Source organism: Sporosarcina sp. P12(2017), from assembly GCF_002743035.1.
Classification (GTDB): domain Bacteria; phylum Bacillota; class Bacilli; order Bacillales_A; family Planococcaceae; genus Sporosarcina; species Sporosarcina ureae.
The window spans coordinates 15,100-37,938 of sequence record NZ_PDYL01000006.1; the positions used below are offsets into that span (position 1 = coordinate 15,100).

The 22,839-nt window shown below is 40.6% G+C and carries 25 protein-coding genes and 1 other annotated feature; of the genes, 22 read left to right on the forward strand and 3 right to left on the reverse strand.

The genetic code is table 11. The features are described 5' to 3' along the window. Positions 1 to 14: 14 nt before the first annotated feature. From hemC to CSV80_RS17305, 14 genes are all read left to right on the forward strand, one after another. Complete coding sequence (gene hemC / locus CSV80_RS05945; RefSeq protein ID WP_099670015.1) at positions 15 to 944, forward strand: hydroxymethylbilane synthase; 930 nt, start codon at positions 15 to 17, stop codon at positions 942 to 944. Further along, entirely contained in the window at positions 937 to 1,701 is a 765-nt protein-coding gene (locus tag CSV80_RS05950) for a uroporphyrinogen-III synthase (RefSeq protein ID WP_099670016.1), read from the forward strand. Before hemC ends, CSV80_RS05950 begins: the two co-directional genes overlap by 8 nt. Continuing rightward, positions 1,698 to 2,678 (forward strand): porphobilinogen synthase, encoded by a 981-nt coding sequence (gene hemB, locus CSV80_RS05955; protein WP_099670017.1) that lies wholly within the window; start codon positions 1,698 to 1,700, stop codon positions 2,676 to 2,678. The genes CSV80_RS05950 and hemB overlap by 4 nt, the downstream gene beginning before the upstream one ends. A 1-nt stretch (position 2,679) precedes the next feature. Continuing rightward, on the forward strand, positions 2,680 to 3,975 hold the full coding sequence (gene hemL / locus CSV80_RS05960) for a glutamate-1-semialdehyde 2,1-aminomutase (RefSeq protein WP_099670018.1): 1,296 nt from the start codon (positions 2,680 to 2,682) through the stop codon (positions 3,973 to 3,975). 165 nt (positions 3,976 to 4,140) lie between these two features. Continuing rightward, positions 4,141 to 4,764, forward strand: coding sequence for a hypothetical protein (locus tag CSV80_RS05965; protein ID WP_099670019.1), 624 nt, complete (start codon positions 4,141 to 4,143; stop codon positions 4,762 to 4,764). 227 nt (positions 4,765 to 4,991) lie between these two features. Next, positions 4,992 to 5,210: a binding site (T-box leader), on the forward strand. Between the two features lie 53 nt (positions 5,211 to 5,263). Then, positions 5,264 to 7,909, forward strand: a complete 2,646-nt coding sequence (locus CSV80_RS05975) for a valine--tRNA ligase (protein WP_099670020.1) — start codon at positions 5,264 to 5,266, stop codon at positions 7,907 to 7,909. 237 nt (positions 7,910 to 8,146) lie between these two features. Further along, on the forward strand, positions 8,147 to 8,632 hold the full coding sequence (locus CSV80_RS05980; protein ID WP_099670021.1) for a GNAT family N-acetyltransferase: 486 nt from the start codon (positions 8,147 to 8,149) through the stop codon (positions 8,630 to 8,632). 22 nt (positions 8,633 to 8,654) lie between these two features. Further along, a complete protein-coding gene (locus CSV80_RS05985; protein WP_099670022.1) occupies positions 8,655 to 8,909 on the forward strand; it encodes a hypothetical protein in 255 nt (84 codons plus the stop codon). Positions 8,910 to 8,922: 13 nt separating this feature from the next. Further along, positions 8,923 to 9,954, forward strand: a complete 1,032-nt coding sequence (locus CSV80_RS05990) for a S66 family peptidase (RefSeq protein WP_099670023.1) — start codon at positions 8,923 to 8,925, stop codon at positions 9,952 to 9,954. Positions 9,955 to 9,971: 17 nt separating this feature from the next. Then, the gene (locus CSV80_RS05995; protein ID WP_099670024.1) at positions 9,972 to 10,571 is read left to right on the forward strand and encodes a hypothetical protein; all 600 of its coding nucleotides are present in this window, start codon (positions 9,972 to 9,974) and stop codon (positions 10,569 to 10,571) included. 46 nt (positions 10,572 to 10,617) lie between these two features. Then, entirely contained in the window at positions 10,618 to 11,136 is a 519-nt protein-coding gene (locus tag CSV80_RS06000) for a GrpB family protein (RefSeq protein WP_099670025.1), read from the forward strand. A gap of 37 nt (positions 11,137 to 11,173) precedes the next feature. Next, positions 11,174 to 11,623 carry a hypothetical protein gene (locus CSV80_RS06005; RefSeq protein ID WP_099670026.1) on the forward strand — a complete coding sequence of 150 codons (450 nt, stop codon included), beginning with the start codon at positions 11,174 to 11,176 and terminating at the stop codon, positions 11,621 to 11,623. A gap of 176 nt (positions 11,624 to 11,799) precedes the next feature. Further along, positions 11,800 to 11,922, forward strand: coding sequence for a hypothetical protein (locus tag CSV80_RS17990; protein WP_255407638.1), 123 nt, complete (start codon positions 11,800 to 11,802; stop codon positions 11,920 to 11,922). Then, a complete protein-coding gene (locus CSV80_RS17305; protein ID WP_143560463.1) occupies positions 11,913 to 12,089 on the forward strand; it encodes a dienelactone hydrolase family protein in 177 nt (58 codons plus the stop codon). The genes CSV80_RS17990 and CSV80_RS17305 overlap by 10 nt, the downstream gene beginning before the upstream one ends. Positions 12,090 to 12,109: 20 nt before the next feature. Here the strand turns inward: CSV80_RS17305 and CSV80_RS06010 are convergent, their stop codons facing one another. Further along, entirely contained in the window at positions 12,110 to 12,694 is a 585-nt protein-coding gene (locus CSV80_RS06010; protein WP_099670027.1) for a helix-turn-helix domain-containing protein, read from the reverse strand. 158 nt (positions 12,695 to 12,852) lie between these two features. Here CSV80_RS06010 and CSV80_RS06015 point away from each other — a divergent pair, with 158 nt between their 5' ends. Both CSV80_RS06015 and CSV80_RS06020 read left to right on the forward strand, forming a co-directional pair. After that, the gene (locus tag CSV80_RS06015; protein ID WP_099670028.1) at positions 12,853 to 13,047 is read left to right on the forward strand and encodes a DUF6980 family protein; all 195 of its coding nucleotides are present in this window, start codon (positions 12,853 to 12,855) and stop codon (positions 13,045 to 13,047) included. Between the two features lie 34 nt (positions 13,048 to 13,081). Then, positions 13,082 to 13,501: a hypothetical protein gene (locus CSV80_RS06020; protein ID WP_099670029.1), complete on the forward strand. Its 420-nt coding sequence runs from the start codon at positions 13,082 to 13,084 to the stop codon at positions 13,499 to 13,501. Between the two features lie 184 nt (positions 13,502 to 13,685). Here the strand turns inward: CSV80_RS06020 and CSV80_RS06025 are convergent, their stop codons facing one another. Together CSV80_RS06025 and CSV80_RS06030 are read right to left on the reverse strand one after the other, a co-directional pair. Beyond that, positions 13,686 to 14,477: an ATP-grasp domain-containing protein gene (locus CSV80_RS06025; protein WP_099670030.1), complete on the reverse strand. Its 792-nt coding sequence runs from the start codon at positions 14,475 to 14,477 to the stop codon at positions 13,686 to 13,688. After that, entirely contained in the window at positions 14,474 to 15,340 is an 867-nt protein-coding gene (locus tag CSV80_RS06030) for an ATP-grasp domain-containing protein (protein ID WP_099670031.1), read from the reverse strand. The genes CSV80_RS06025 and CSV80_RS06030 overlap by 4 nt, the downstream gene beginning before the upstream one ends. Positions 15,341 to 15,399: 59 nt before the next feature. On the opposite strand from CSV80_RS06030, the gene CSV80_RS06035 reads away from it, so the two are divergent. The 6 genes from CSV80_RS06035 (at position 15,400) to CSV80_RS06060 (ending at position 22,836) form a co-directional block, all read left to right on the forward strand. Further along, a complete protein-coding gene (locus CSV80_RS06035) occupies positions 15,400 to 16,611 on the forward strand; it encodes a bifunctional folylpolyglutamate synthase/dihydrofolate synthase (protein WP_099670032.1) in 1,212 nt (403 codons plus the stop codon). Positions 16,612 to 16,718: 107 nt separating this feature from the next. Next, entirely contained in the window at positions 16,719 to 17,153 is a 435-nt protein-coding gene (locus CSV80_RS06040; protein WP_099670033.1) for a PulJ/GspJ family protein, read from the forward strand. 15 nt (positions 17,154 to 17,168) lie between these two features. Beyond that, positions 17,169 to 17,657, forward strand: a complete 489-nt coding sequence (locus tag CSV80_RS06045) for a prepilin-type N-terminal cleavage/methylation domain-containing protein (RefSeq protein ID WP_099670034.1) — start codon at positions 17,169 to 17,171, stop codon at positions 17,655 to 17,657. Beyond that, entirely contained in the window at positions 17,641 to 19,665 is a 2,025-nt protein-coding gene (locus tag CSV80_RS06050) for an autotransporter outer membrane beta-barrel domain-containing protein (protein ID WP_099670035.1), read from the forward strand. The genes CSV80_RS06045 and CSV80_RS06050 overlap by 17 nt, the downstream gene beginning before the upstream one ends. Before the next feature lie 39 nt (positions 19,666 to 19,704). Beyond that, on the forward strand, positions 19,705 to 21,153 hold the full coding sequence (locus CSV80_RS06055; protein ID WP_099670036.1) for a VanW family protein: 1,449 nt from the start codon (positions 19,705 to 19,707) through the stop codon (positions 21,151 to 21,153). A gap of 15 nt (positions 21,154 to 21,168) precedes the next feature. Then, a complete protein-coding gene (locus CSV80_RS06060; RefSeq protein WP_099670037.1) occupies positions 21,169 to 22,836 on the forward strand; it encodes a GspE/PulE family protein in 1,668 nt (555 codons plus the stop codon). Positions 22,837 to 22,839 lie beyond the last annotated feature (3 nt).

Sequence of the window (22,839 nt, forward strand, 5' to 3'; positions counted from 1 at the left end):
AAAGGAAGAGTTTTGTGAGAAAAATTATTGTAGGTTCACGCAGAAGTAAACTAGCATTAACTCAAACGAAATGGTTCATCGAACAAATGAAGCAGGCGGGTGCACCATTTGAGTTTGAAGTAAAAGAGATCGTGACGAAAGGCGATCAAATCTTGGACGTCATGTTGTCAAAAGTTGGCGGTAAAGGATTATTCGTAAAAGAAATTCAGCAAGCATTATTTGATAAAGAAATTGATTTTGCCGTACATAGCATGAAAGATATGCCTGCGGTAATTCCAGACGGTTTGACTGTCGGCTGTATTCCTAAACGTGTAGATCCACGCGATGCATACATCGCAAACGATCATGTTCGCTTCATGGACTTGCCAATCGGAGCGGTTGTCGGTACATCTAGTCTTCGTCGCAGTTCACAGTTATTAATGTTGCGTCCAGATATTGAAATTAAGTGGATTCGCGGTAACATTGATACACGCTTACGTAAATTACGTGACGGTGAATTTGACGCAATTCTCTTAGCGGCTGCGGGACTTAAGCGTATGGGTTGGGATGATAACATCGTCACAGAACACCTATCGCTTGAAGATTGTATCCCAGCAGTAGGACAAGGTGCATTAGCGATTGAATGTCGTGAAGATGATGCAGAATTACTAAATGAACTGGCGAAACTCACGGATGAGAAGACTTGGGTTGAGTTACAGGCTGAGCGCACATTCCTTAATGAAATGGATGGTTCTTGCCAAGTACCCATCGGTGGATTTGCAACGTTTGATGGTAATGAAGTGGAAATGACTGGCTTCATCGCGTCTCCGGATGCAATTCAAGTGTTCCGTGAAACGGTGAAAGGAACAGATCCTGTTGCAGTTGGTAAAGAAGTTAGCAGAATTTTACGTGACCAAGGTGCTGCTGAAGTAATCGAGAAAGTGAAGGCGGAAATGGATGCGTAATGCATTACCGTTAGCAGGAGAAACGGTTATTTTCACCGGAACACCAAAATCTACGGAAGCGGCCGAACTTGTGAAAAAGTACGGCGGCATTCCGGTTTCGATTCCCCTTATTGAAGTGGGAGAAATACAGAAGAAGGCTGATCAGCAAAAGTTGCAACAAGCAATGAAAGCTGATTGGCTCATTTTTACGAGCCAATCAGCAGTTGCTGCATTCCGTGCGAAAATGGTACGCTTCAATGTAACAGCGGATACGTATAACGGAAAAGTTGCCGCGGTCGGAACGCGAACAGCGGCTGCGCTAGATCGACTCGGTTTTGCTGTATCTTTCATTCCTAGCGTGTTTAGTGCAGATGTTTTCGTCAAACAGTTTAATCCGAAAAAGTCAGAACGATTACATGTGGTCTTTTTGAAAGGTTCTCTCGCAGGAAGTTTAATTCGTGAGGAGTTGCCGTTTCATGTATCGGAATGGACAGTCTATGAGACCAAGAGTGCAACGAGTGAAATAGATAAATTGAGTCGCTTTATACTTCATAAAAACCAGGTGTCCGTACTGTTCGCAAGTCCGTCAGCGGTGGAAGTGTTCTCTTCACGTATTGCACCGAAAACGACGTGGTTTGGCTTTACGGTTTGCGCAATTGGACATGTTACGGAGCGTGCACTGTTAAAAGTAGGTGCGCCCGTTCACGTCAAACCTGAAACGTATACATTAGTCGAGCTAGTCCATGAACTGGCCAAACGAAAGGGAGAATTCAAATGAATCCAATAGAATTTAAGCGTCATCGTAGACTTCGTACACATCCGACCGTTCGAGCGATGGTAAGAGAGACGGAAATTAAAGCAGCGGATTTCATTTATCCTATCTTTGTTACAGAAGGCGAGAACGTACGTAATCCTATCGCTTCCATGCCAGGAGTAGATCAGTTTTCAATTGATTTATTATTGAAAGAGACGGATGAAGTAGTCGAATTAGGTATTTCCTCTATTATTTTATTCGGTATTCCTTCCGAAAAGGACGCAACCGGTTCTGAAGCATATGACGACGAAGGAATCATTCAGCGTGCAACACGCGCAGTGAAAGAACGTCACCCGCAATTAGTCGTAGTAGCAGATACTTGCTTATGCGAGTATACAGATCACGGTCACTGTGGCGTTATTCATGACAATGATGTAGATAATGATGCCAGCCTTGTATTGCTTGCCAAGACAGCGGTCAGTCAAGCGAAAGCGGGAGCAGATATTATTGCGCCATCGAATATGATGGACGGATTTGTGGCAGTTATTCGTCAAGCACTAGATGATGCAGGGTTCCAAAACATTCCAATCATGTCGTATGCAGTTAAATATGCATCTGCTTATTACGGTCCGTTCCGTGAAGCAGCGCAATCCACACCACAATTTGGTGATCGTAAAACGTATCAAATGGATCCGGCAAACCGTATGGAGGCCATGCGTGAAGCGGAAACTGATATTCTTGAAGGTGCGGACTTCCTAATTGTTAAGCCGGCATTGTCTTACCTTGATATCATTCGCGACGTGAAGAATCACGTATTATTGCCTGTCGTAGCCTATAATGTCAGTGGAGAATATGCTATGGTCAAAGCTGCTGCATTAAATGGCTGGGTAGATGAGAAGAAAATTGTATTAGAAACGTTAACAAGTATGAAGCGTGCAGGCGCAGATATCATCATGACGTATCATGCAAAAGATGCTGCTCGCTGGTTGGAGGAGAAGTAATATGGGACAAAAAACATATACAAAATCTAAACAGGCATTCAAAGAAGCAGTTGAGTTAATGCCAGGTGGCGTCAACTCACCAGTTCGTGGATTCAAATCAGTCAACATGGATCCGATCTTTATGGAAAGTGGTAAAGGTGCGATTATTAAGGATATCGATGGCAATGAATATATAGATTACATTCTGTCTTGGGGTCCTCTAATCCTAGGACACACACACCCTGATGTAGTATCAGCAATTCAGAAAGTAGCTGAAACAGGTACAAGTTTCGGAGCACCCACTCTTCTAGAAAATGAATTGGCAGAGCTAGTAATCGACCGTGTACCATCCATCGAAATGGTACGTATGGTATCTTCCGGTACGGAGGCGACGATGAGTGCACTTCGTTTAGCTCGAGGCTATACGAAGCGTAATAAAATCCTTAAATTCGAAGGCTGCTATCATGGGCATGCGGATTCCTTGCTCATTAAAGCGGGATCCGGCGTTGCTACATTAGGTTTACCTGATAGCCCTGGAGTACCTGAATCGATTGCGTCTAACACAATCACGGTTCCATATAACGACCTTGAAAGTGTCAAATTGGCTATTAAAGAGTACGGAAACGACCTTGCTGCAATTATTGTAGAACCAGTTGCAGGAAACATGGGTGTTGTAGGACCTGATAACGGCTTCCTTAAAGGTTTACGTGAGTTGACAGAAGAAAATGGTTCATTACTAATCTTTGATGAAGTCATGACCGGATTCCGTGTAGGGTATAAATGTGCACAAGGTCATTTCAACATCAAACCGGACCTAACATGTCTTGGTAAAGTAATTGGTGGCGGACTGCCTGTAGGAGCGTATGGCGGTTCTCGCGAGATTATGGAGCATGTAGCGCCTGCAGGAACTATTTATCAGGCGGGTACATTGTCTGGTAACCCATTAGCAATGACAGCGGGTATCGAAACGTTGAGAAAGTTGACGCCGAAAACATACGAACACTTCATCAAGCTTGGTGATCAGTTGGAAGAAGGCTTCCGAGCAGCAGCGAAAGCTAATAATATTCCGCATACCGTCAACCGTGCAGGTTCGATGATCGGGTTCTTCTTTACGGATCAACGTGTTAATAACTACGATAAAGCGAAGACATCTGATTTGAAGTTGTTTGCAGAGTATTACCGTCTGATGGCGGAAGAAGGTATTTTATTACCACCTTCCCAATTCGAAGGTATGTTCTTGTCAGCAGCACACACAGAAGAACACATCGCGAAAACTGTGGAAGCATTCCATACAGTGTTTGAGAAATTGAAGCGATAATGATGAAGCGTCAGGCAAAGTTATTTGCTTGGCGCTTTTTTTGATAAAAATTTGCGGAATAGCTGGGTAGCCATTATTTCATTTCCAATCTACGCTATACTTCACTTCTAAACTCCTCCATTTTTTCATATAGTAGCCTGAGTTAAGAAAAGGAGTGAAGCGAAAATGACGACGCATCAATGGACATTGCATGAGTCTTTTTATTTCCCTGCTGAGTATGGGGCATTTGCTGAATCGGCTGAGGTAAAGGTGACACCAGGGTTTACGGAGGATCGTACGGAAGAAGCGGTCCGTTTGCAAGGGATCTATCATATCGCGGCAAACGTTGTATTTGATGCAGACAAGCAAGTGGAATTGATAACTGAAGATGTATTAGTCATTAATGACGTGGAAGTAGAAAATAGTAAAGGATATTTTGAATACGCTGTGCCTTTGAATGTTGATCTGCCGGTAGAACTCGATGGAGACTTACAACTTGAAGTAACAGATATTAAAACTTCATCACAAGAAGACGGAGGGTTGAAGCTCGAGTGGACTGTTTACTTGAAACAGGAAAAGCCTGTACAAGAACCGGTTGTTATTGAAGAAGAGCCAGCAGCACCACAGTTCGTGGCTGCATCGACTTCCCATATGGAGTTTCTCGCAAATGCTGACCGTGCGGTGGAACAAGTAAATAATGAAATGGAAGACTTTCTCTTATACATCGCCGAGATGGATGACGATGTAACGAGAAAGATCTTCCATTCAAATAATGTTTTTGTAGAAGCAGAAGGACAAAGCAGCGAGTAAGCAAAATATTAAAAAGTCGCCGGTCGTCGGGACAATGAGCAACCGGATCAACTGAAACACGGTTAATGGGATGATACAGCCTTTACAGTAAAATCTCGTTTTCCGTAGCCATGGCGGCAATAGATATGGATTATAACCTCTTCGCATCGTTCACCATCCTTTCTCTATAGACTACTATTCAGTTGACGGACTCTACATGTTTCGCGTATAATAATGGGTATATGAATATAAATGCGAAGAGTAGGAAAGTACATGTGAACCGTTTTCTTTAGAGAGGGTGCGATTGGTGGAACGTACCTGGAAACAACATATGGAAGTCCCCTATGAGCAGTTTCTGTGAAGTTGTAGTAGCAGGATCCGGTGAAGACCGTTACCAAATCATGAAGATGTAATGCTTTTTAGCGTTCATAAATAAAGGTGGTACCACGAGCTCCTTCGTCCTTTTACCGGGATGAGTGGGGCTTTTTTGTATCCCTTTTTATTTGAAGGAGGAACTGAAATGACTGATGAATTGACGATGCCGACTAAATACGATCCACAGGCAGTTGAAAAAGGACGTTATGAATGGTGGCTTAAAGGGAAGTATTTTGAATCGGATGTAACAAGCGAAAAAGAACCATACACAATTGTAATTCCACCACCGAACGTCACAGGTAAGCTTCACTTAGGGCACGCTTGGGATACGACGTTACAAGATATGCTCATCCGCATGAAGCGTATGCAAGGGTATGATGCGTTGTGGTTGCCAGGAATGGACCATGCGGGAATTGCGACACAAGCGAGAGTAGAAGAAAAACTTCGCGCTGAAGGCAAAACCCGTTATGATCTTGGCCGTGAAAACTTTGTACAGGAAACATGGAAATGGAAAGAAGAATATGCGAGCCATATCCGTGCACAATGGGCGAAACTTGGTCTGGCTCTCGATTACTCCCAAGAGCGTTTTACTTTGGATGAAGGTTTGTCAAAAGCGGTACGCGAAGTATTCGTTAAGTTGTATGAGAAAAAGCTGATCTATCGCGGTGAATACATCATCAACTGGGATCCTGCGACAAAGACGGCGATATCTGATATTGAGGTTATCCATAAAGATGTGCAGGGTGCATTCTATCATATGCGCTACCCACTGACAGATGGCACAGGCTCAATTGAAATAGCGACAACACGTCCTGAAACGATGCTCGGTGATACAGCTGTTGCGGTTCATCCGGATGACGAACGCTACCAGCATTTAATCGGCAAAATGGTCAAATTACCGATTGTAGGACGCGAGATTCCGATCGTCGCGGATGACTACGTAGAAATGGACTTCGGAAGCGGCGCAGTCAAAATCACACCAGCGCATGACCCGAATGACTTTGAAATAGGTAACCGTCATAACTTGCCACGTGTGTTGGTGATGAATGAAGATGGCACGATGAATAAATTAGCAGGTAAGTATGAAGGTATGGATCGTTTCGAATGCCGTAAACAAATCGTCAAAGACTTACAAGAGATGAATGTGCTATTTGAAATTGAAGAACATATGCACTCTGTCGGACACTCGGAACGAAGCGGCGCAGTAGTCGAGCCTTACCTTTCTACACAGTGGTTCGTCAATATGCAGCCACTTGCTGAGCAAGCAATCAATCTTCAGAAAAATGAAGAAGAAAAAGTAACGTTTGTGCCTGAACGTTTCGAGAAAACATACTTGGGCTGGATGGAAAACGTACACGACTGGTGTATTTCTCGTCAACTATGGTGGGGTCACCGAATTCCGGCTTGGTATCACAACACAACAGGCGAAATTTATGTGGGTCAAGAAGCACCAGCTGATGAAGAAAACTGGACACAAGACAATGACGTACTGGATACTTGGTTCTCATCTGCTCTATGGCCGTTCTCGACTATGGGCTGGCCAGATGTTGACAGCGAAACGTTCAAAAAATATTACCCGACAGATGCCCTTGTTACAGGATATGATATTATCTTCTTTTGGGTGTCCCGCATGATCTTCCAAGCACTTGAATTCACCGAAGAACGTCCATTCAAGGATGTCTTGATCCATGGATTAGTACGCGCGGAAGACGGGCGAAAAATGTCTAAATCTCTTGGCAACGGTGTAGATCCAATGGACGTAATTGAGCAATATGGTGCAGACGCATTGCGTTACTTCCTAGCAACAGGTTCTTCACCAGGACAAGATCTGCGTTACTCTACAGAAAAAGTAGAAGCGATCTGGAACTTTGCTAATAAAATTTGGAACGCTTCCCGTTTCGCGTTAATGAATATGGACGGTATGACGTATGAAGAAATCGATCTATCAGGAGAGAAATCCGTTGCAGATGCATGGATCTTAACTCGTCTGAATGAAACGATTGAATCAGTAACTAGCTTAGCTGACCGTTATGAGTTCGGTGAAATGGGTCGCGCGTTATATAACTTCATCTGGGATGATTTCTGTGACTGGTATATCGAAATGGCGAAATTGCCACTATACGGTGAAGATGAAGCAGCGAAAAAAATGACACGTTCGGTTCTTGCGCATGTTCTAGATCAGACGATGCGTTTATTGCACCCATTGATGCCTTTCATTACAGAAGAGATTTGGCAGAACCTTCCACATGAAGGCGAGTCAATCACCGTAGCGAAGTGGCCAGAAGTAGATGCAACGATGATGGACAAGTCCCGTGCTTCGAATATGAAACTGTTGATGGACATTATCAAATCCGTACGTACTATCCGTGCAGAAGTGAATACACCGATGAGTCGTAAAGTCGATTTGTATATTTCGGCGAAAGATGAGAAGACGGTGGCGGTACTGGAAGAGAATCGTAACTATATTGTGCGTTTCTGTAATCCAGAAACGTTGACGATTGGCGTGAAGGCGAATGCGCCAGGCAAGACGATGTCAGCAGTCGTGACGGGGGCAGAGTTGTATTTGCCGCTTGAAGGATTGATTGATATTGAAGAAGAGTTAGCTCGTTTGACGAAGGAACTTGGCAAGTGGCAAGGTGAAGTAAAGCGGGTTCAGGGCAAGTTGTCGAATGAACGTTTTACTGCCAAGGCGCCTGAGTCAGTTGTTGAGGAAGAACGTGCGAAAGAGAAGGATTATTTGGAGAAGTATGCGGCGGTTGAACGTCGTATTGCGGAACTGAAGGAAATTTAAAAGTAGTTTGAAGAAGTTGAAAGCCCATTTGACAGCGCGATGCTGTTGGATGGGCTTTTGTCGTTTGGGGTTGGTGAGGATTAAGGGAAGAGAGATAGGGATTTACGCTTCGTAGGGGACGCTTTCCAGGGGCGTCTCCTACGCTCCCAAACTAAAATCATATGTTAAATATAGTATTCATCCAGTCGGATGGGTATAATTGGAATCACGACATTATGAATGTTAGGAGAGTGCTCTATGGGTTCTTTAGTTCGGGAGATGTTAAGTAAGGATATTGAGAGAGTACAGGATATTGCTAGGGTGAGTTGGCATGCTACGTATGAGGGGATGATTCCGCGTGCGATTCAAGATTGCTTTTTGGATGCGGCTTATAGTACTAGTATGATGAATACCCGTCTACAAAATTCTAATCTATTTGTTGTAGAAGATGAAAATGAAGTAGTTGGGTTTGCTGATTTTTCACAGGTAGATGAAGGCGTCAAATCCGAACTGCGTGCTATTTATCTTTATCCTGATCGACAAGGGAAGGGATTGGGTTCGGCTCTTATACAAAAGGGAATTGAAGTTCTGGGAGAGATGAGAGAAATTGTGGTCGAAGTGGAAAAGGAAAATCTAGTTGGGCGGAAGTTTTATGAAGCGATAGGATTTGAGACGGTTAAAGAATATGATGATCACTTTGACGGCCATATGTTGAAAACGATACAAATGAAATGGATTCTTTAAGAGTAATAGGGGGGGAATTTGCTTGAATAGAATACTGTTCATTGTAGTAAATATTTTTACTGGTTTATTTGTGCTGATTAATAGTGTTGTAGGCTATGGAATTAGCGGAATGGGAGAAGATTCTACTCCTAATATTGCCATACTAGGTTTAATCGTAATATGGGCAGTCGGCTTAGCTTTGCAGTTAAGCAAAAGGATTCGTGTTTTAGGGTTTATTATCACGTTTATTCCGGTAATGTTTATATTATATATGTACTTTACAGCTATGAATATATAAAGGAGAGAAGCGAATGTTAATTAAACCGAAGAAATTGCAGCGTGGTGATCAGGTCGCAACAGTGAGTCCTTCGTGGGGAGGCGCGGGCGAACCGGACATCAGGTGGCGATATGAGCAAGGCGTAAAGAGATTGGAAGATATTTTCGGCTTAACTATTGTGCCGATGCCAAACAGTTTAAAGGGGGCCGCCTTTCTCTATGAGAATCCGAAAGCTCGTGCAGAAGATTTGATGACTGCATTTAAGGACCCGAATATTAAAGGGATTATTGCGAATATCGGAGGAGAGGACAGCATCCGCTTACTTCCATATATCGATTTTAGCGTAATACAAGAAAATCCGAAAATCTTCATGGGATACTCTGATGTTACGGTATCTCATCTGTTTTGTCATAAAGCAGGACTCTCGTCATTCTACGGGCCAGCAATATTAACCGATTTCGCTGAAAATATTGAGATGGATTCCTACACGGTTGAGATGGTAAATCGGACTCTCTTTTCTAATGAAATTATTGGTGAGATCCAGCCAGCTGAAAAGTGGACAAGTGAGCGGTTGGAATGGATCGCTCAGAATAAAGAAAAGCGACGTACGATGAATAAGAATACTGGATACGAACTGCTTCAAGGCTCAGGTACTGTGCAAGGACGATTGATCGGCGGGTGTATCGAAGTATTAGAATTTGCGAAGGGTACGGCGATTTGGCCAGAAGACGAGTATTGGAACAACAGTATATTATTCTTTGAAACATCCGAAGAGAAGCCCGAGCCTAGTTTGATTCGATACTGGTTAAGAAATTATGCAGCACAAGGAATCTTACAGAAAGTGAATGGGATTATATTCGGTAAACCTCAAGACGAAAAATATTTTAATGAGTATAAAGAGGAAATTCTGAACGTGATGAAAGAATATGGTTTGGAGCATTTGCCTATTTTATACAACTTGAACTTTGGGCATACAGAACCTAAGTTTATATTACCGTATGGGGCGTTGGCAGAGATAGATTGTGAACAAGAGACGTTTTCGATTCTCGAGAGTGGCGTGGAGTAAAATAGTAGATAAATGAGGTGTTTTTAATTTTTACAGATCAGCAATTGCGAATGCTTGTCAAAGGTGAAGTTATAGGGGACACCTTTCCTTATGATAGCTATGATGAAAAAGAGATCTTGGCACATATCAATCGGCTGTTCTATCGAATCAATCGCATCCACAATGTGCTCTGCGAAGCGGAATGGGATCATTTTGGCAGTGGCTATGCTTCCTTTGTGGAGTTTTTTTGTTATTGGAAAGAAGATTGTATCGTTGTGGAAGAAAAAAATGGAATGCGTGAGATCGAGATAAAAGGTATTATACTCGATATAAGTCGTCTAGCACCAGTTGCTATAATGGGAGAAGACGTTAGGTATAGAACAATTCGTATAGAGACGAACGAGGAAGTAAGAAGTGGACAAGGTACAATTCTTGATGAACCAATTTCGCTAGCTGTTGGTGAGGAATTAGGAATACTAGCATTAGAATTACAGAATGCTTTAGAGGAATTTGATTACAAGCTATTAGCTGCAAAAGAAATGAGTGTACCACTATCTTTTAAAACGAAAATCCCGACAATTTATCGGAATGAGCGACAATATCTAGTGTTGGATGCCATCTTTTATTGGGAAGATTAACAAAGTGGTTAAACGTAGATCGATAAAATAGATAGGGAGGAACGATATGAAAGTGGAAGTAGTGGAATACAACACTCAATGGCCAGAATTGTTTAAAATAGAATCTCAAAAGATCGCCACGGTTTTTGAAGAAGAATTAGTAAGTATTCATCACATCGGCAGTACATCTGTAGAAGGTCTAACAGCTAAACCAATTATTGATATAATGCCCGTAGTAAAGACAATAGAAAATGTTGACGCCTTGAGTACGCAGATGAATGAAATCGGTTATGAAGCGCTTGGTGAATTTGGAATGAAGGGAAGACGTTATTTTAGAAAAGGTGAACAGACTCGAACGCATCACATCCATGTGTTCGAGGAGGGCAATTCATATGACATTGGCCGTCATTTAGCTGTTAGAGATTATCTTCGCCTATATCCCGAGGAGAGTAAGCTCTATGGCGACTTGAAAATGAAACTAGCTTCCATGTTTCCAAACGACATAGAATCCTATATAGATGGAAAGGATCTGTTTGTAAAGGAATTGGAGCGTAAAGCGCTTAGTTGGTATGATGGCAAAGAGTGATATGTGGAAGGAAAACTAAAAAGTAAAGAGGTGTTCTATGAGATTATTCGCGAAGTTAGGAATTATAGTATTTTCAACACTTCTACTAACCGCATGTTTTGGAGAAGATTATGATTTCACCCCTCCAGATGTTACTCTAATGAATCATACGGAATATCCTGATACAGAAGAATTGACCGCGGTGAATATCGAGTGGGATTCGGACAAATTGTATACTAAGAAAACAGATGATATTTTGTCAGTCGCAAGAGATCAGAAAACATTGGTTTACCATAAAGGGCAAGAAGTGAGAATCGTATTTGTCACTCAGGATTTTGCTATCAGGAAGTTAAGCGCTTATGTCATGAAAGATGGAATCAAGACAGAAATCGAGGTAGATGGGGAAGTTTTCAACATGCCTAACGAGAAGGGTGAATATATTATTGTCTTACACCTTCTTGCAGATAGTGGAACGGTAGAATATGTAGGGAACGTGTTAATTGAGTAGTGGAGAACCGTTACTAGAGGTGCTAGCCATCTTTAGAATTGTGAATCTAATACTGAGATTTCATTAAGGTGGTTTACATAATATTATTATAGGTCCTCACAGAGAGCGGTTTAGTTATGCAAGCAATTATTGAAATTTAGGGTATTGTATTACCTATTATAATAGCGGGCCTGATTGTGATATTTGTTATTAAGAGACTGGATCAGAAAATGAAGCAAGGTGCATTGCCTAAGAAAAAATCGAAGAGCGCTATTTTCCGAATGTCGAAAAGTCATTTGACGCCAAAGAAATGGTTTTGAAATTAGAGAAGCCGAATGTAGATGTACATATGTATGATGGGGAGCACGGGTTTAGTGATCCTTACGCTTCTTCATACAATAGAGAACTGGCTTACATGACCTGTAAGCAAACAATAGACTTCTTCAGAAATAATGGAATGAATCGTGTAGAGGGAAGCACTTCATGAGGAGAAGTGCTTTTAGCTGTTTAGATAAATTGATAATACAACCCTAACTGTGTATCGTACCATAATAAAGTGCCATGTTTTCGTTTTGGCAGGCGTGTTTGGAAACTCCACTCAGGATATTGTTTAATGATTTGAACTTGATCACCAGTGGCGAAGGCGATAAAGGATATATAATGATCTTTTGTCATCGGGTGATCACTTGAGATAAAATGTTCATTATCCACTTCTTCAATCGTTAGTTTTTCTGCCTCGCTCGCTTTCTTCGCTTCGAGAGCTTCCAGCTTCCTACCACAGCAAGATATTGTAATATCTCCTGTTGCTAATACGATATTATGGCAAGATGGGCATACAAAGTACTTTGATTTTTTCATGTTACCTCCTATAAATTCATTAGATAGTAATTCACCATCTAAAATGTTTTCTATATTTACACCTAACAGTGTAGATAAGCTAGATAAAAGCGTTACATCAGGACAACCATATCCGCGCTCCCATTTTGAAATGGTGCGATCCGAGATATTCATTTGATCGGCTAATTGCTTCTGTGTGAATCCTTTTTCTTTGCGCAAATTATAGATTACTTCTCCAACTTTACTCGTATCCATCGTTTTCCCTCCTGCTCTCTATATATCATAGGCGCAACTCTCACGTGCATCAACAAACGTTCCGTGGAGTTTGTTACACTCATATGTACTAGCATGGTTAATTTACTTAATAATATAAAAGAACGGCACTGAGGTAGCAGAAAGGAAGGTCAATAGGAATGAAACAGCATTGTTGCGAAGATATGGCGTATCATGCAAATTTCACATGCGACATACACGATGAACCGTTTGATTGTCCGGATCAATTAATCCTGTTTGATAAAACAGATCAAGATTACCGACTGCTGATTCATGATGGAGGTACTTCTAGTATTGGTATTTCTTTTTTCCCTTTGTGTGGGAATAAATTATGAATGAGCTATTAGATTATTGAAAGGATAAGTGACTATGGAATATACACTTAAAGATAGAAGTTTCGAGTTCAGTGAAACAGAAGTAAAACATGAAGTAATCAAAATTGGAGAATCAGAGGATGGGCTATTCGAAATTGAATTCAAACTAACCTTCTCTTATGGATTCTTGAATTACTCACATAATTTTATTTGGATAAATCAAGAAATCGAAACGTTATTGGAACAAATGAAGAAAATGGATGAAAAGAGTTGTGGAACTCTTAGTGTACTTTCCCCAGGGGTTTCTTTCGCTTATTCAAAAGATCCTCATGATGAAAGCCTTTATGAGTTTACGGTTTTCATGGATACTGGCTATATTAATTCCTATATGGGAACTGAATCGAAACTTGGAATTACTCTAACAGTTCCCCGTGAATATATTGGAAACTGGATTACTTCTTTTATAAAGAGTTAATTGAAAAACTGCCCACTTCCTTGCCTTTAGAAAATAGGCGAGGGAGTGGGCGATTTACTTTTTTGGTGCTTGTTCGATTACGATCCGTTAGTCTTTCTTATCTCATCACGTTCTTTCTGCCAACGAATCATATCCTGTGCTGTCTTACTTGTATCTACTTCATCCAAAATAGTATAGCACTTTCTTAACATGATTCATCACCCAACTGATTTTTGACATACTCCAATAATTTCTTCGCTACTGAAAACTCATGTGTTCGATAGAGTGAACGGGCACCAACTGGATCCTCGATTTCGTTCAGCAACCAGCCACCTGAAATTGGAAGTATGAAATCCATGCCAATATAGTCGCTTGAAATTGCCCGGGAAATCGCTTGAACTTGTTTCATTTCAGTATCGTTCAGCGTGTACTTTTCCACTGTGCCGCCTAATGTGTAGTTGGCTTTGAATGAATCTTTCGCTCCAGTTCGTTTTACAGCACCTAACACTTCATTACCCAACATGAATACGCGGACATCTGTTGCATTCGATTCGATGAAGGGTTGCACGATTAGTTCATTATGATTGAATTGATTTAGAATAGTTTCAGTTTGCTTCACAGATTCGCATAGAAATACTTCATTACCGCCATGACCTCCGCGCGTTTTCATTACAAAGGGCAAGGGGGGAAGTTGATCCGCTCGGAATGTGGGAACGGCGGGAATACCAAGTAGGGTAGCGAGTTCAAATGTACGCAGTTTATCATTGGCGATTTTCTGGACACTCGCTCGATTGAACACTCGGTAGCCCGCTTGTTCCAATTCCAAAGCGAATGTAGGATCACGATCTCGGAATAAAATGAAATCAAGCGGCTCGGTAGGCGAATTAGTTATCAGCTTTAATTCAATCCCTAGATTTTTCGCTTCTTTCAAAAGATCGTCGATAAACGCGTGATTCCTCTTCGCTTCCTCCTCATTATAGTAAACGGCGCCTTTCATTCAATCTTCTCCAGAATGTACGCGATCATTGCATCGGCTACGTTAATGCCGGTGACGTTCAAGAGGTTACGGATATGTGCTGCGCCGTTCACTTCGCAAACGAGGGGCTGTTCATCCGCACCGAATAATAAATCAACGCCTGCGAATTCTGCTCCAACTGCTTTTGCCGCTTCCATAGCTAGTGTTTTCTGTGCGCTAGTCAATTCCACCACTTCAGCTACGCCGCCGTTCGTAATATTCGCTCGAAAATCTGTCTCTGAGTGGCGATACATAGCCGCAATGATTTGATCTCCTACTATGTTTACGCGTAAGTCTCGACCTCTACTCGTCTCAATGAACTCTTGAAAGATATAATCCACGCCACGCAGCTCATCGACTTTCTCATAAAACGCATCTTTCGTCTCGATCAAATACACCTTCATACCAAATGAGCCATGACCTTCTTTAATAATCATAGGCAAGCGAAGAGTCTCAAGGACAATCTCGTAATATCCGCTTTCTGTAATCGTGAAATTAGGATAAACTTTCGGTGCGATGATCGTCTTCGGCATCGCAACACCATGCTTTGCCAGTTCAAGATACTGTTTTGCTTTATTATCACAAGTTTCAATGACTTCAGGATCATTGAAGATGGGGATCCCCATATTTTTTAAATACTGTGCAAGCAGCGTATCTTTATCGAGGAAGACGACGAAATCAGGAGGATCTTTCACTTCATTTTGCACATCCATCTGAATTTCATAATTTTTTAAAATTGTCGTACGTACACCAGCACGCTCTGCCGCTTCCTGTATAAGCCGTGCTTGATCTGCGAATTTATCACTCGTTAAACTACCATTATAAATAACCCAACAACTTTTCAATCCCGACGCCACCTTTGCTATACTGTATATAACTTAATTTTAGCACAGGAGGAATTTCTTTGATTCCAAAATTTGATGAATATAAAAAACAATTTGACATAATGAGTGATGATTTGATTAAACCGGGTTTGGACGCGATTGAAGAGGCATTGGCGAGTGTGTTGAATCCTGAGAGAGATTTACGAATTATTCATGTGGCGGGTACGAACGGTAAAGGCTCGACGATTGCGGTAATGGAAGCTGTCCTGCAAGCACACGGATTTGAAACGGGCGTATTTTCTTCACCGGCCATAGTGGATGTACATGATCAGATTCGAATCAATGGAAAGCCAATTACACATGAGGAATTGGAGTATGTGTTCGAGGAGATGGAAGCCGCAGGATTGAGTGGTATGCTGACAGACTTTGAATTGCTGACAGTGGCGGCATTTTTAGCATTCCGTAACGCGGGACCTGATTATGTGTTGCTTGAGACGGGGATGGGTGGCAGATACGACAGCACGAATGTCGTAACGCCTTTAGTATCCGTTATTACGTCAATTGCGCTAGACCATATTGGGTTTCTTGGTGACACGTTAGCGAAGATCGCAGAGCATAAGGCGGGCATCATTAAGCCATATACTCCTGTAGTAATAGGAGAGCTACCAGAAGAAGCGAAAGAGGTTGTACTGGCAGAAGCAAAGATGAAAAAAAGTTTAGTGCGTGCATATGGAGAGAATTTCACTATGGAGCAAGGGGAAACGGAAAAGTTTAGGGGTATGTCTACATTTGAAATTCCAGTGCGGCATATGAAAGGCCCACATCAGGCAATCAATCATGCAGTAGCACTAGAAGCTTTATCATTGGCAGGGGTGCCTTTAAAACAAGACAAAGTGGCAGACGCGATTACGAATGTTGCATTGCCTTTTCGATTCCAAAAAATTGCGGAGAATGTGTATATTGATGGAGCGCATAATCCCGCCGCGGCACGTATGTTGGTGCGGACGATTGAAGAGCAGTTTCCGGGAGAGAATGTCGATTGGGTTGTCGGGATGTTGAATACGAAAGATTATAAGGCGACACTTGAGATTTTGGAGCCGATTGCAAATAGTTTTACATTCGTAGATTTTCCACATGAACAAGCTGCTAAAGCGGGGGACTTGCAGGCGGTTTGTCCTATAGAAGCGAGCCGCATAATTTCATATGAAGAAGTAGATTTGAATAGTTCGCAAAAATATATAAAAGTAGTCGTTGGCTCTCTTTACTTATTGAGTAGTTTAATGAGACAATAGGCTTAATAGAATGTGTTTTATAGACTGTTAGTTTCATATTCAGGTATTTAGTTTTAGTGGGAGTAGTAGAATATGATGATAAATGTTAATGGGGAAGGAGTAACGTCATGAAGTGGAAAAATGAGAGAGGTTTTACGCTGGTGGAAATACTAGCTTCACTAACGATTCTTGGGATTGTTTTCATTAGCTTTATGACGATATTTCCTCAGATGGTGAGTGTGAATGATCGGACAGAGACGAAATTACAGACTATGAATTCAGCTAAGGTAGAATTAATTAATTTGAAAAAGAATCCCTCTAAATTAATAATCAATGAAAAAATTAAAAACAGTATAAGTACCAATGATTATGAAACCTATACTTGGCTTGGTAAACATAACAATGTTGTAGAAATAGATTGTTATAATGTCAATGGTCAAACATGCAGTGGTATAGGTGAAGATACGGCAAGTAGACAAAAAGAATTATACAAAATTCATATTAGAGTAAAAGTCAGTGAGAACACAATTAGTGAAACTTTCGGTTACGTAGAATTAGATTAGAGAGGAGATGTCATTTTGAAAAATGAAAAAGGTATGACACTTGTTGAAGTACTTGCAACGCTCCTTCTCTTGACACTAGTAACGGGTGTCATTTGGACGACTATCTCAGTCGCAACAAAGTTTAACGTTGGTGAAACTTCTACTTTAAAATTACAACAAGAAGCCAATTACATAATATCTGAGCTTCAGCAAGTCCATCGAAATTGTTACGAATATAAACTAACTATTAGCACGAATGAAGTGAAGGTTACAGAATGTAAAGGGTATGATACAAAACATTTGCCTAAGCCTCAATACGATGGTGTAATTAGCAATCTATTTAACTATAGATATATTTTACAAGATGAATTACAAACGCCTACAACTATGGACTTGGATTTAACAAATTTTGCGGTAATCGATCCTAAAAATAGCAAGCGAGTTGTTCAGATACCGACTACCATTGCTCGTATTAAAACTAATAAACCTGATGTAGGGGGTTTACGTGATGAAACAACTAAATAATGAAAAAGGTTATGCTTTAATTATTGTCCTATTTGCCATTGTATTTATTACCGTCATTACAGCAGTATTTATGCGTGGTGCACTAAGTAACCGTGTGCAAGAAACAACTGTGGATGAAAATAATTTGGTAGTGGTATCAGCAGAATCTGGCCTGGAATATTATACTTGGAAATTAAAGCAAGTATACGATGAAAATGAATTAGAAGCAGAATTTATTAGATTAGAAAACGAAGCGCGTACCGCCAAAGCTATAGCGGCAGCACAAGCAAAGAAGAAAGGAATAGCTTATGTAGATACTCCTATTGACTATGTTGAAATTCAAAATGAAATTGTGAAAAAATTCCTTGTTAAACTAGAAGATCGCAAAACCACCTTGCTAAATGAATCAGCTATAGAACTTGTTGATGATTCGTACAGACACAAATTAATCGCCGCAGAAATCATACTAAAAACTATAGATGGAGATATCTTTGTGACAGTAGAAGGTATGGTAGGGGGCGAGTTGCCGCAGAGTGCTAAACTACAAAAAAAAGCGAAAGACCTTACTTTTAGTTACACTTATATATTCCCGAAAGTTGAACTAGCAGGAGGTAACACACCTGTGTATCCAGATAAATTATCTCCTTCTGGTGGAAGTCTCGTTACGATGCCATCTATAAAAAGTCCAAGGCTGGCCAACTCTCCAAAAGCTCCTGCTGATATTAAAGGTATTATAAAACAAAAAAATGCATGCACTTCCTCAACCGGAAATTTATCCAATCTTGACTGTTACATTTCGAATAAACACGAAGCTAATTTTTCTATCAATAATTCCATGTTGTTTGTTGATAACTATCTAACTTCTTGGGGCACTATTGATATAGTGGGTTCATCTATTAATATTAAAAATCAAATTGAAGCAGCGAATTTAAATATTAAAAATACTGAAATTGTTGTAGGAAGCACTTTGAAAGGTAATAGTTCTATATCGCTTAATAATTCAAAAGTTAAAACGAAGAAATTCGAGCAAACGGCTGATTTGAATATAAATAACTCGGATGTAATAGTAGATACTAGTATTACATCAGGTAAAAATTCTATTCAAAACTCAAAAATAATAGCTAGAGATTTTAATGGTGGTACCACAACATTCAATGAAGTCCAATTAACAATAGCAAATTCATTAGAAGTTCAAACCGCTAATATTGGAAATTCCATTATTAGTACTAATACATACAAAGCGAACGGGCAAGCTGACTTTGTTAAAACTGATTTAACAATCACTACGAATTACAATTCAGGTGGTGCTAGCTTCATAAACTCGAATTTGGATGTAGGTGTAAGGATGGATACTGGTGGTGGTCTTTTTTATGTTGAAGGATCAGAGGTAAGAATAAAAGGTGATGCACATACCGCCAATGGCTCAACTATAAAGAATTCTGTTTTGCATATAGATGGTTATTTTCTACACACATCAAAACCACTGGAAGCTGAAGACTCAGATGTGTTTGTAGGTGGAAAAGTAACAGCTACAAATGGAACAAATTTGGATGATGTTAATATGATTGTTTTAGGAGATTATCAATCTTCAACAAAGTTTAAGTTGGATGATACTAATTTAAACATAGGTGGAATATTAACACTCGGTAACGGAGGAGAATTAGAAGAAAGTTTATTGATAGCTAAGCAAATTAAATCTAGTACTACTTTAAAATTAGACGATTCTGTTGTATCTACAAATTATTTAACATCAGACATTATGACGATGGACGATTCAAAAGTCTGTGCGATAGATTTTGATGTTAGAAAACTAACTATGGATGATGACAGTAACATATACTATTCTAACTCATTCAAAACATCTAAGGAGTCAAAGTATAAGAGTAATAACGTTATTAAACTTTCAGCTACTGAGTATGAAAAGAAGTGTGGTATAGAAACTCATACTAGTCCTACTAATCCAGTTGAACCTCAAGAACCAGTTAAGATAAATTGGCAACCCCCTGTTCTTGAGAATGTGATCTACTAACCTGTTTGACTAAATGAAACGAAAAGGTGATCATCTAAAATGAAACCAAAACTATACAAAGTCGGATTGACGCTAGGCGCTCTACTACTAGTCATCTCCGCAGTATTCACCCAACAAGCATATGCAGGCGACGGCTTCTTCTCGAATTTTAAAAAGTTCAGTAAGCACACATATGCAGGGCCGTTTGAGATATCAAAACATAATCGTAAAGATGCGAAAGAAAAGCTAGTAAATAATTTTGCAGAGCTTGAACAAACTTTATCCGTACAGCTAATTGTACAAGATCTACAAGTAGATATACCGGCAGAGGTAGTTAGTTTTGATCCCGACGCCACATTAACCCAAGCTAAAAGTGGAGATGATAATTCCTTAGTCTCACATGTCTCCCGTGAAGGGCTTCGAACGGTAATGAAGCAGAATTTTAATTCGCTAACATTTAGTGAAGATGACGTGGAGAAGATTGCTTCACAAATAGAAGTTCAGCTACAAAGTGGGATTATGCCACAGCAAGTCTATCTAGCGAATTTTATACCGGAGCTATATGAACAGAAACAAGTCATTGCGTCTGCTGAATATAAAGTGGATGGATTAGCTAAAGGGCTCCAATTATTGATGGACGACTTGGATGGTTTAGAAATTCAGCCGAATTCCTCGTTTTCATTCCGTAAATATCTAGAAGGTAAAGAGGCTGCTAGTGCGACAGATTTACAAATGACGATTATGGCTTCTCTTCTATATAAAGCGGCACTGCAAACGAATTGGATCATGGATGAACGAAATATTTCTACTGAATTGCCAGCAGGCGTTGAACCAGGATTCGAAGCGGCGATTAATCGTAAGCTCGATTTGGATTTTCTTTTCACGAACCCTAATCAAACAGTCTTCACAATTCGTACGGATTGGACAGGCTCACAATTGGAGCTGTCGATTGAAGGTCTGCCATTTGTGCATAGCTACGATACTGAAGTGGAGAAAATTACAAAATATGACCCTAAAACGGTTATCCGTTATAGCGCTTTTGTAAATGCGGGTGCGATTGAAGTAGTGGATAAAGGTAAGAAAGGCATGGAGGTTGCGGTTAAACGTAATGTTATGCTGAATGGTTCATTGGAAGAGATTGAAGATGTATCGGTTGATTTCTATGCACCGCAACCAATTATTGAACGTCATAGTTTAGAAAAAGTAGTAGAGAAAGTCCCTGATAGTAATGTGGATAGTAACTCTGGCAATACCGATGGAAACACTTCTGGTAATGGGTCGACTGATAATCCGTCTAATTCCTCTAACGGAAATGGCTCCACTTCTCCAAATGGTGGCGGATCAGGTAGCGATGGTAACTTGGAAGCGGGAAGCAAAGGCTCAGGATCATCTAACGGAAGCGGTTCAAGTAACTCGAACGGTTCCGGTGAAAAAGATGACGTAAACTTTGATTACGATAAAGGCGGCAATCTGATTAAAGTCGACAAGAATGGTAATCCAATCGATTGATAAAGGGGGATTCAGATGGCGACAACTAGAAAACGTCTTGGAGATTTATTAATAGAGTCTGGTTTGCTGACGGACGAACAGTTAATGAGTACGTTGAAAGAAAAGTCTCGGGATGAGCGACTTGGTGATGCGTTATTGCAGCGTGGGTATATTACGGAGCAGCAATTAATTGAAGTGTTGGAGTTCCAACTCGGAATTCCTCACGTCAACTTGTTCCGATATCCGTTTGATCCGAAGTTGTTTAATATTGTACCTAAAGGTTTAGCGCAGCAAAAAATGATTGTTCCGTTGAAAAAAGATGGAGATAAATTATTTGTCGCGATGGCGGACCCAATGGATTACAATACGATTGAAGATTTACGACTTTCCACAGGATTTCATATAGAAACTGCGATTGCGTCAAAAGATGATATAACACGAACGATTACTAGATATTATGATGATGAATTATTTGATGACTTGCTGTTTGAAGAACCAGAAACTACTGCAAGTCAGATGGAGCAACAAGATGATATCGTAGATAATGATTCTCCTGTTGTGCGTCTAGTGAACCAGATTATTTATAGTGCGGTGTCTATGAAGTCCAGTGATATTCATATTGATCCTCAAGAACATCAAGTCATCATCCGTTTTAGAATTGACGGGAAGTTGCAGACGGAACGAGTTTTACCAAAGCATATGCAGTCCATGTTACTTGCACGGATTAAAATTATGGGGAATTTGAACATTACCGAATCTCGCATGCCTCAGGATGGTCGTATTAAAGTAATGATTGATTTCCGTCCGATTGATTTGCGGTTATCGACTTTGCCGACAGTCTTTGGTGAGAAAGTCGTTATGCGAATTTTAGACTTGAGCAGTTCGTTAAACGACATGACAAAGCTTGGTTTTGGGTCAACGAATCTAGAGCGTTTTCTCGATGAAATCGAGAAGCCTAATGGTATCGTTCTGATATCTGGTCCAACGGGTTCTGGTAAGTCATCTACGTTATATGCAGCCTTGAATCGATTGAATAGCGAAGAGGTAAATATTATTACGATTGAAGATCCTGTGGAATATCAATTGGAAGGAATTAATCAAATTCAAGTGAATTCCAATGTAGGGTTAACATTTGCGACAGGGTTACGTTCTATTTTACGGCAAGATCCTGACGTAGTAATGGTCGGAGAAATTCGGGATAAAGAGACGGTGGAAATCGCGATACGTGCTTCATTGACTGGACACTTAGTGTTGAGCACGATCCACACAAATGACTCGGTGGCGTCTATATCACGATTACTTGATATGGGTGTGGAGCCTTTCCTTTTGACCGCTTCACTAAATGCGATAGTGGCTCAACGATTGGTTCGTCGTGTTTGTCGAGATTGTGGTACTACTCAGCCGGCTACTGATCGTGAAAAAGAAATTTTTGCCAGACGTGGGAAATCGATAGAAACGATCCATCGTGGTACAGGTTGTTCTGCGTGTAATATGACTGGTTATCGAGGGCGTATTGCAATACATGAAGTTTTGATCATAAATGCTGAATTGCGTGATGCTATTAATAGCGGCACAGCACCTACAGTATTCCGTGATATTGCAGAGAGAAGTGAAACGATATTCTTGATAGACGATGGTTTGGAAAAAGTACAGCAAGGCATTACAACTACTGAAGAAGTGTTGAGAGTAGCCTTGTTAGATTAGGAG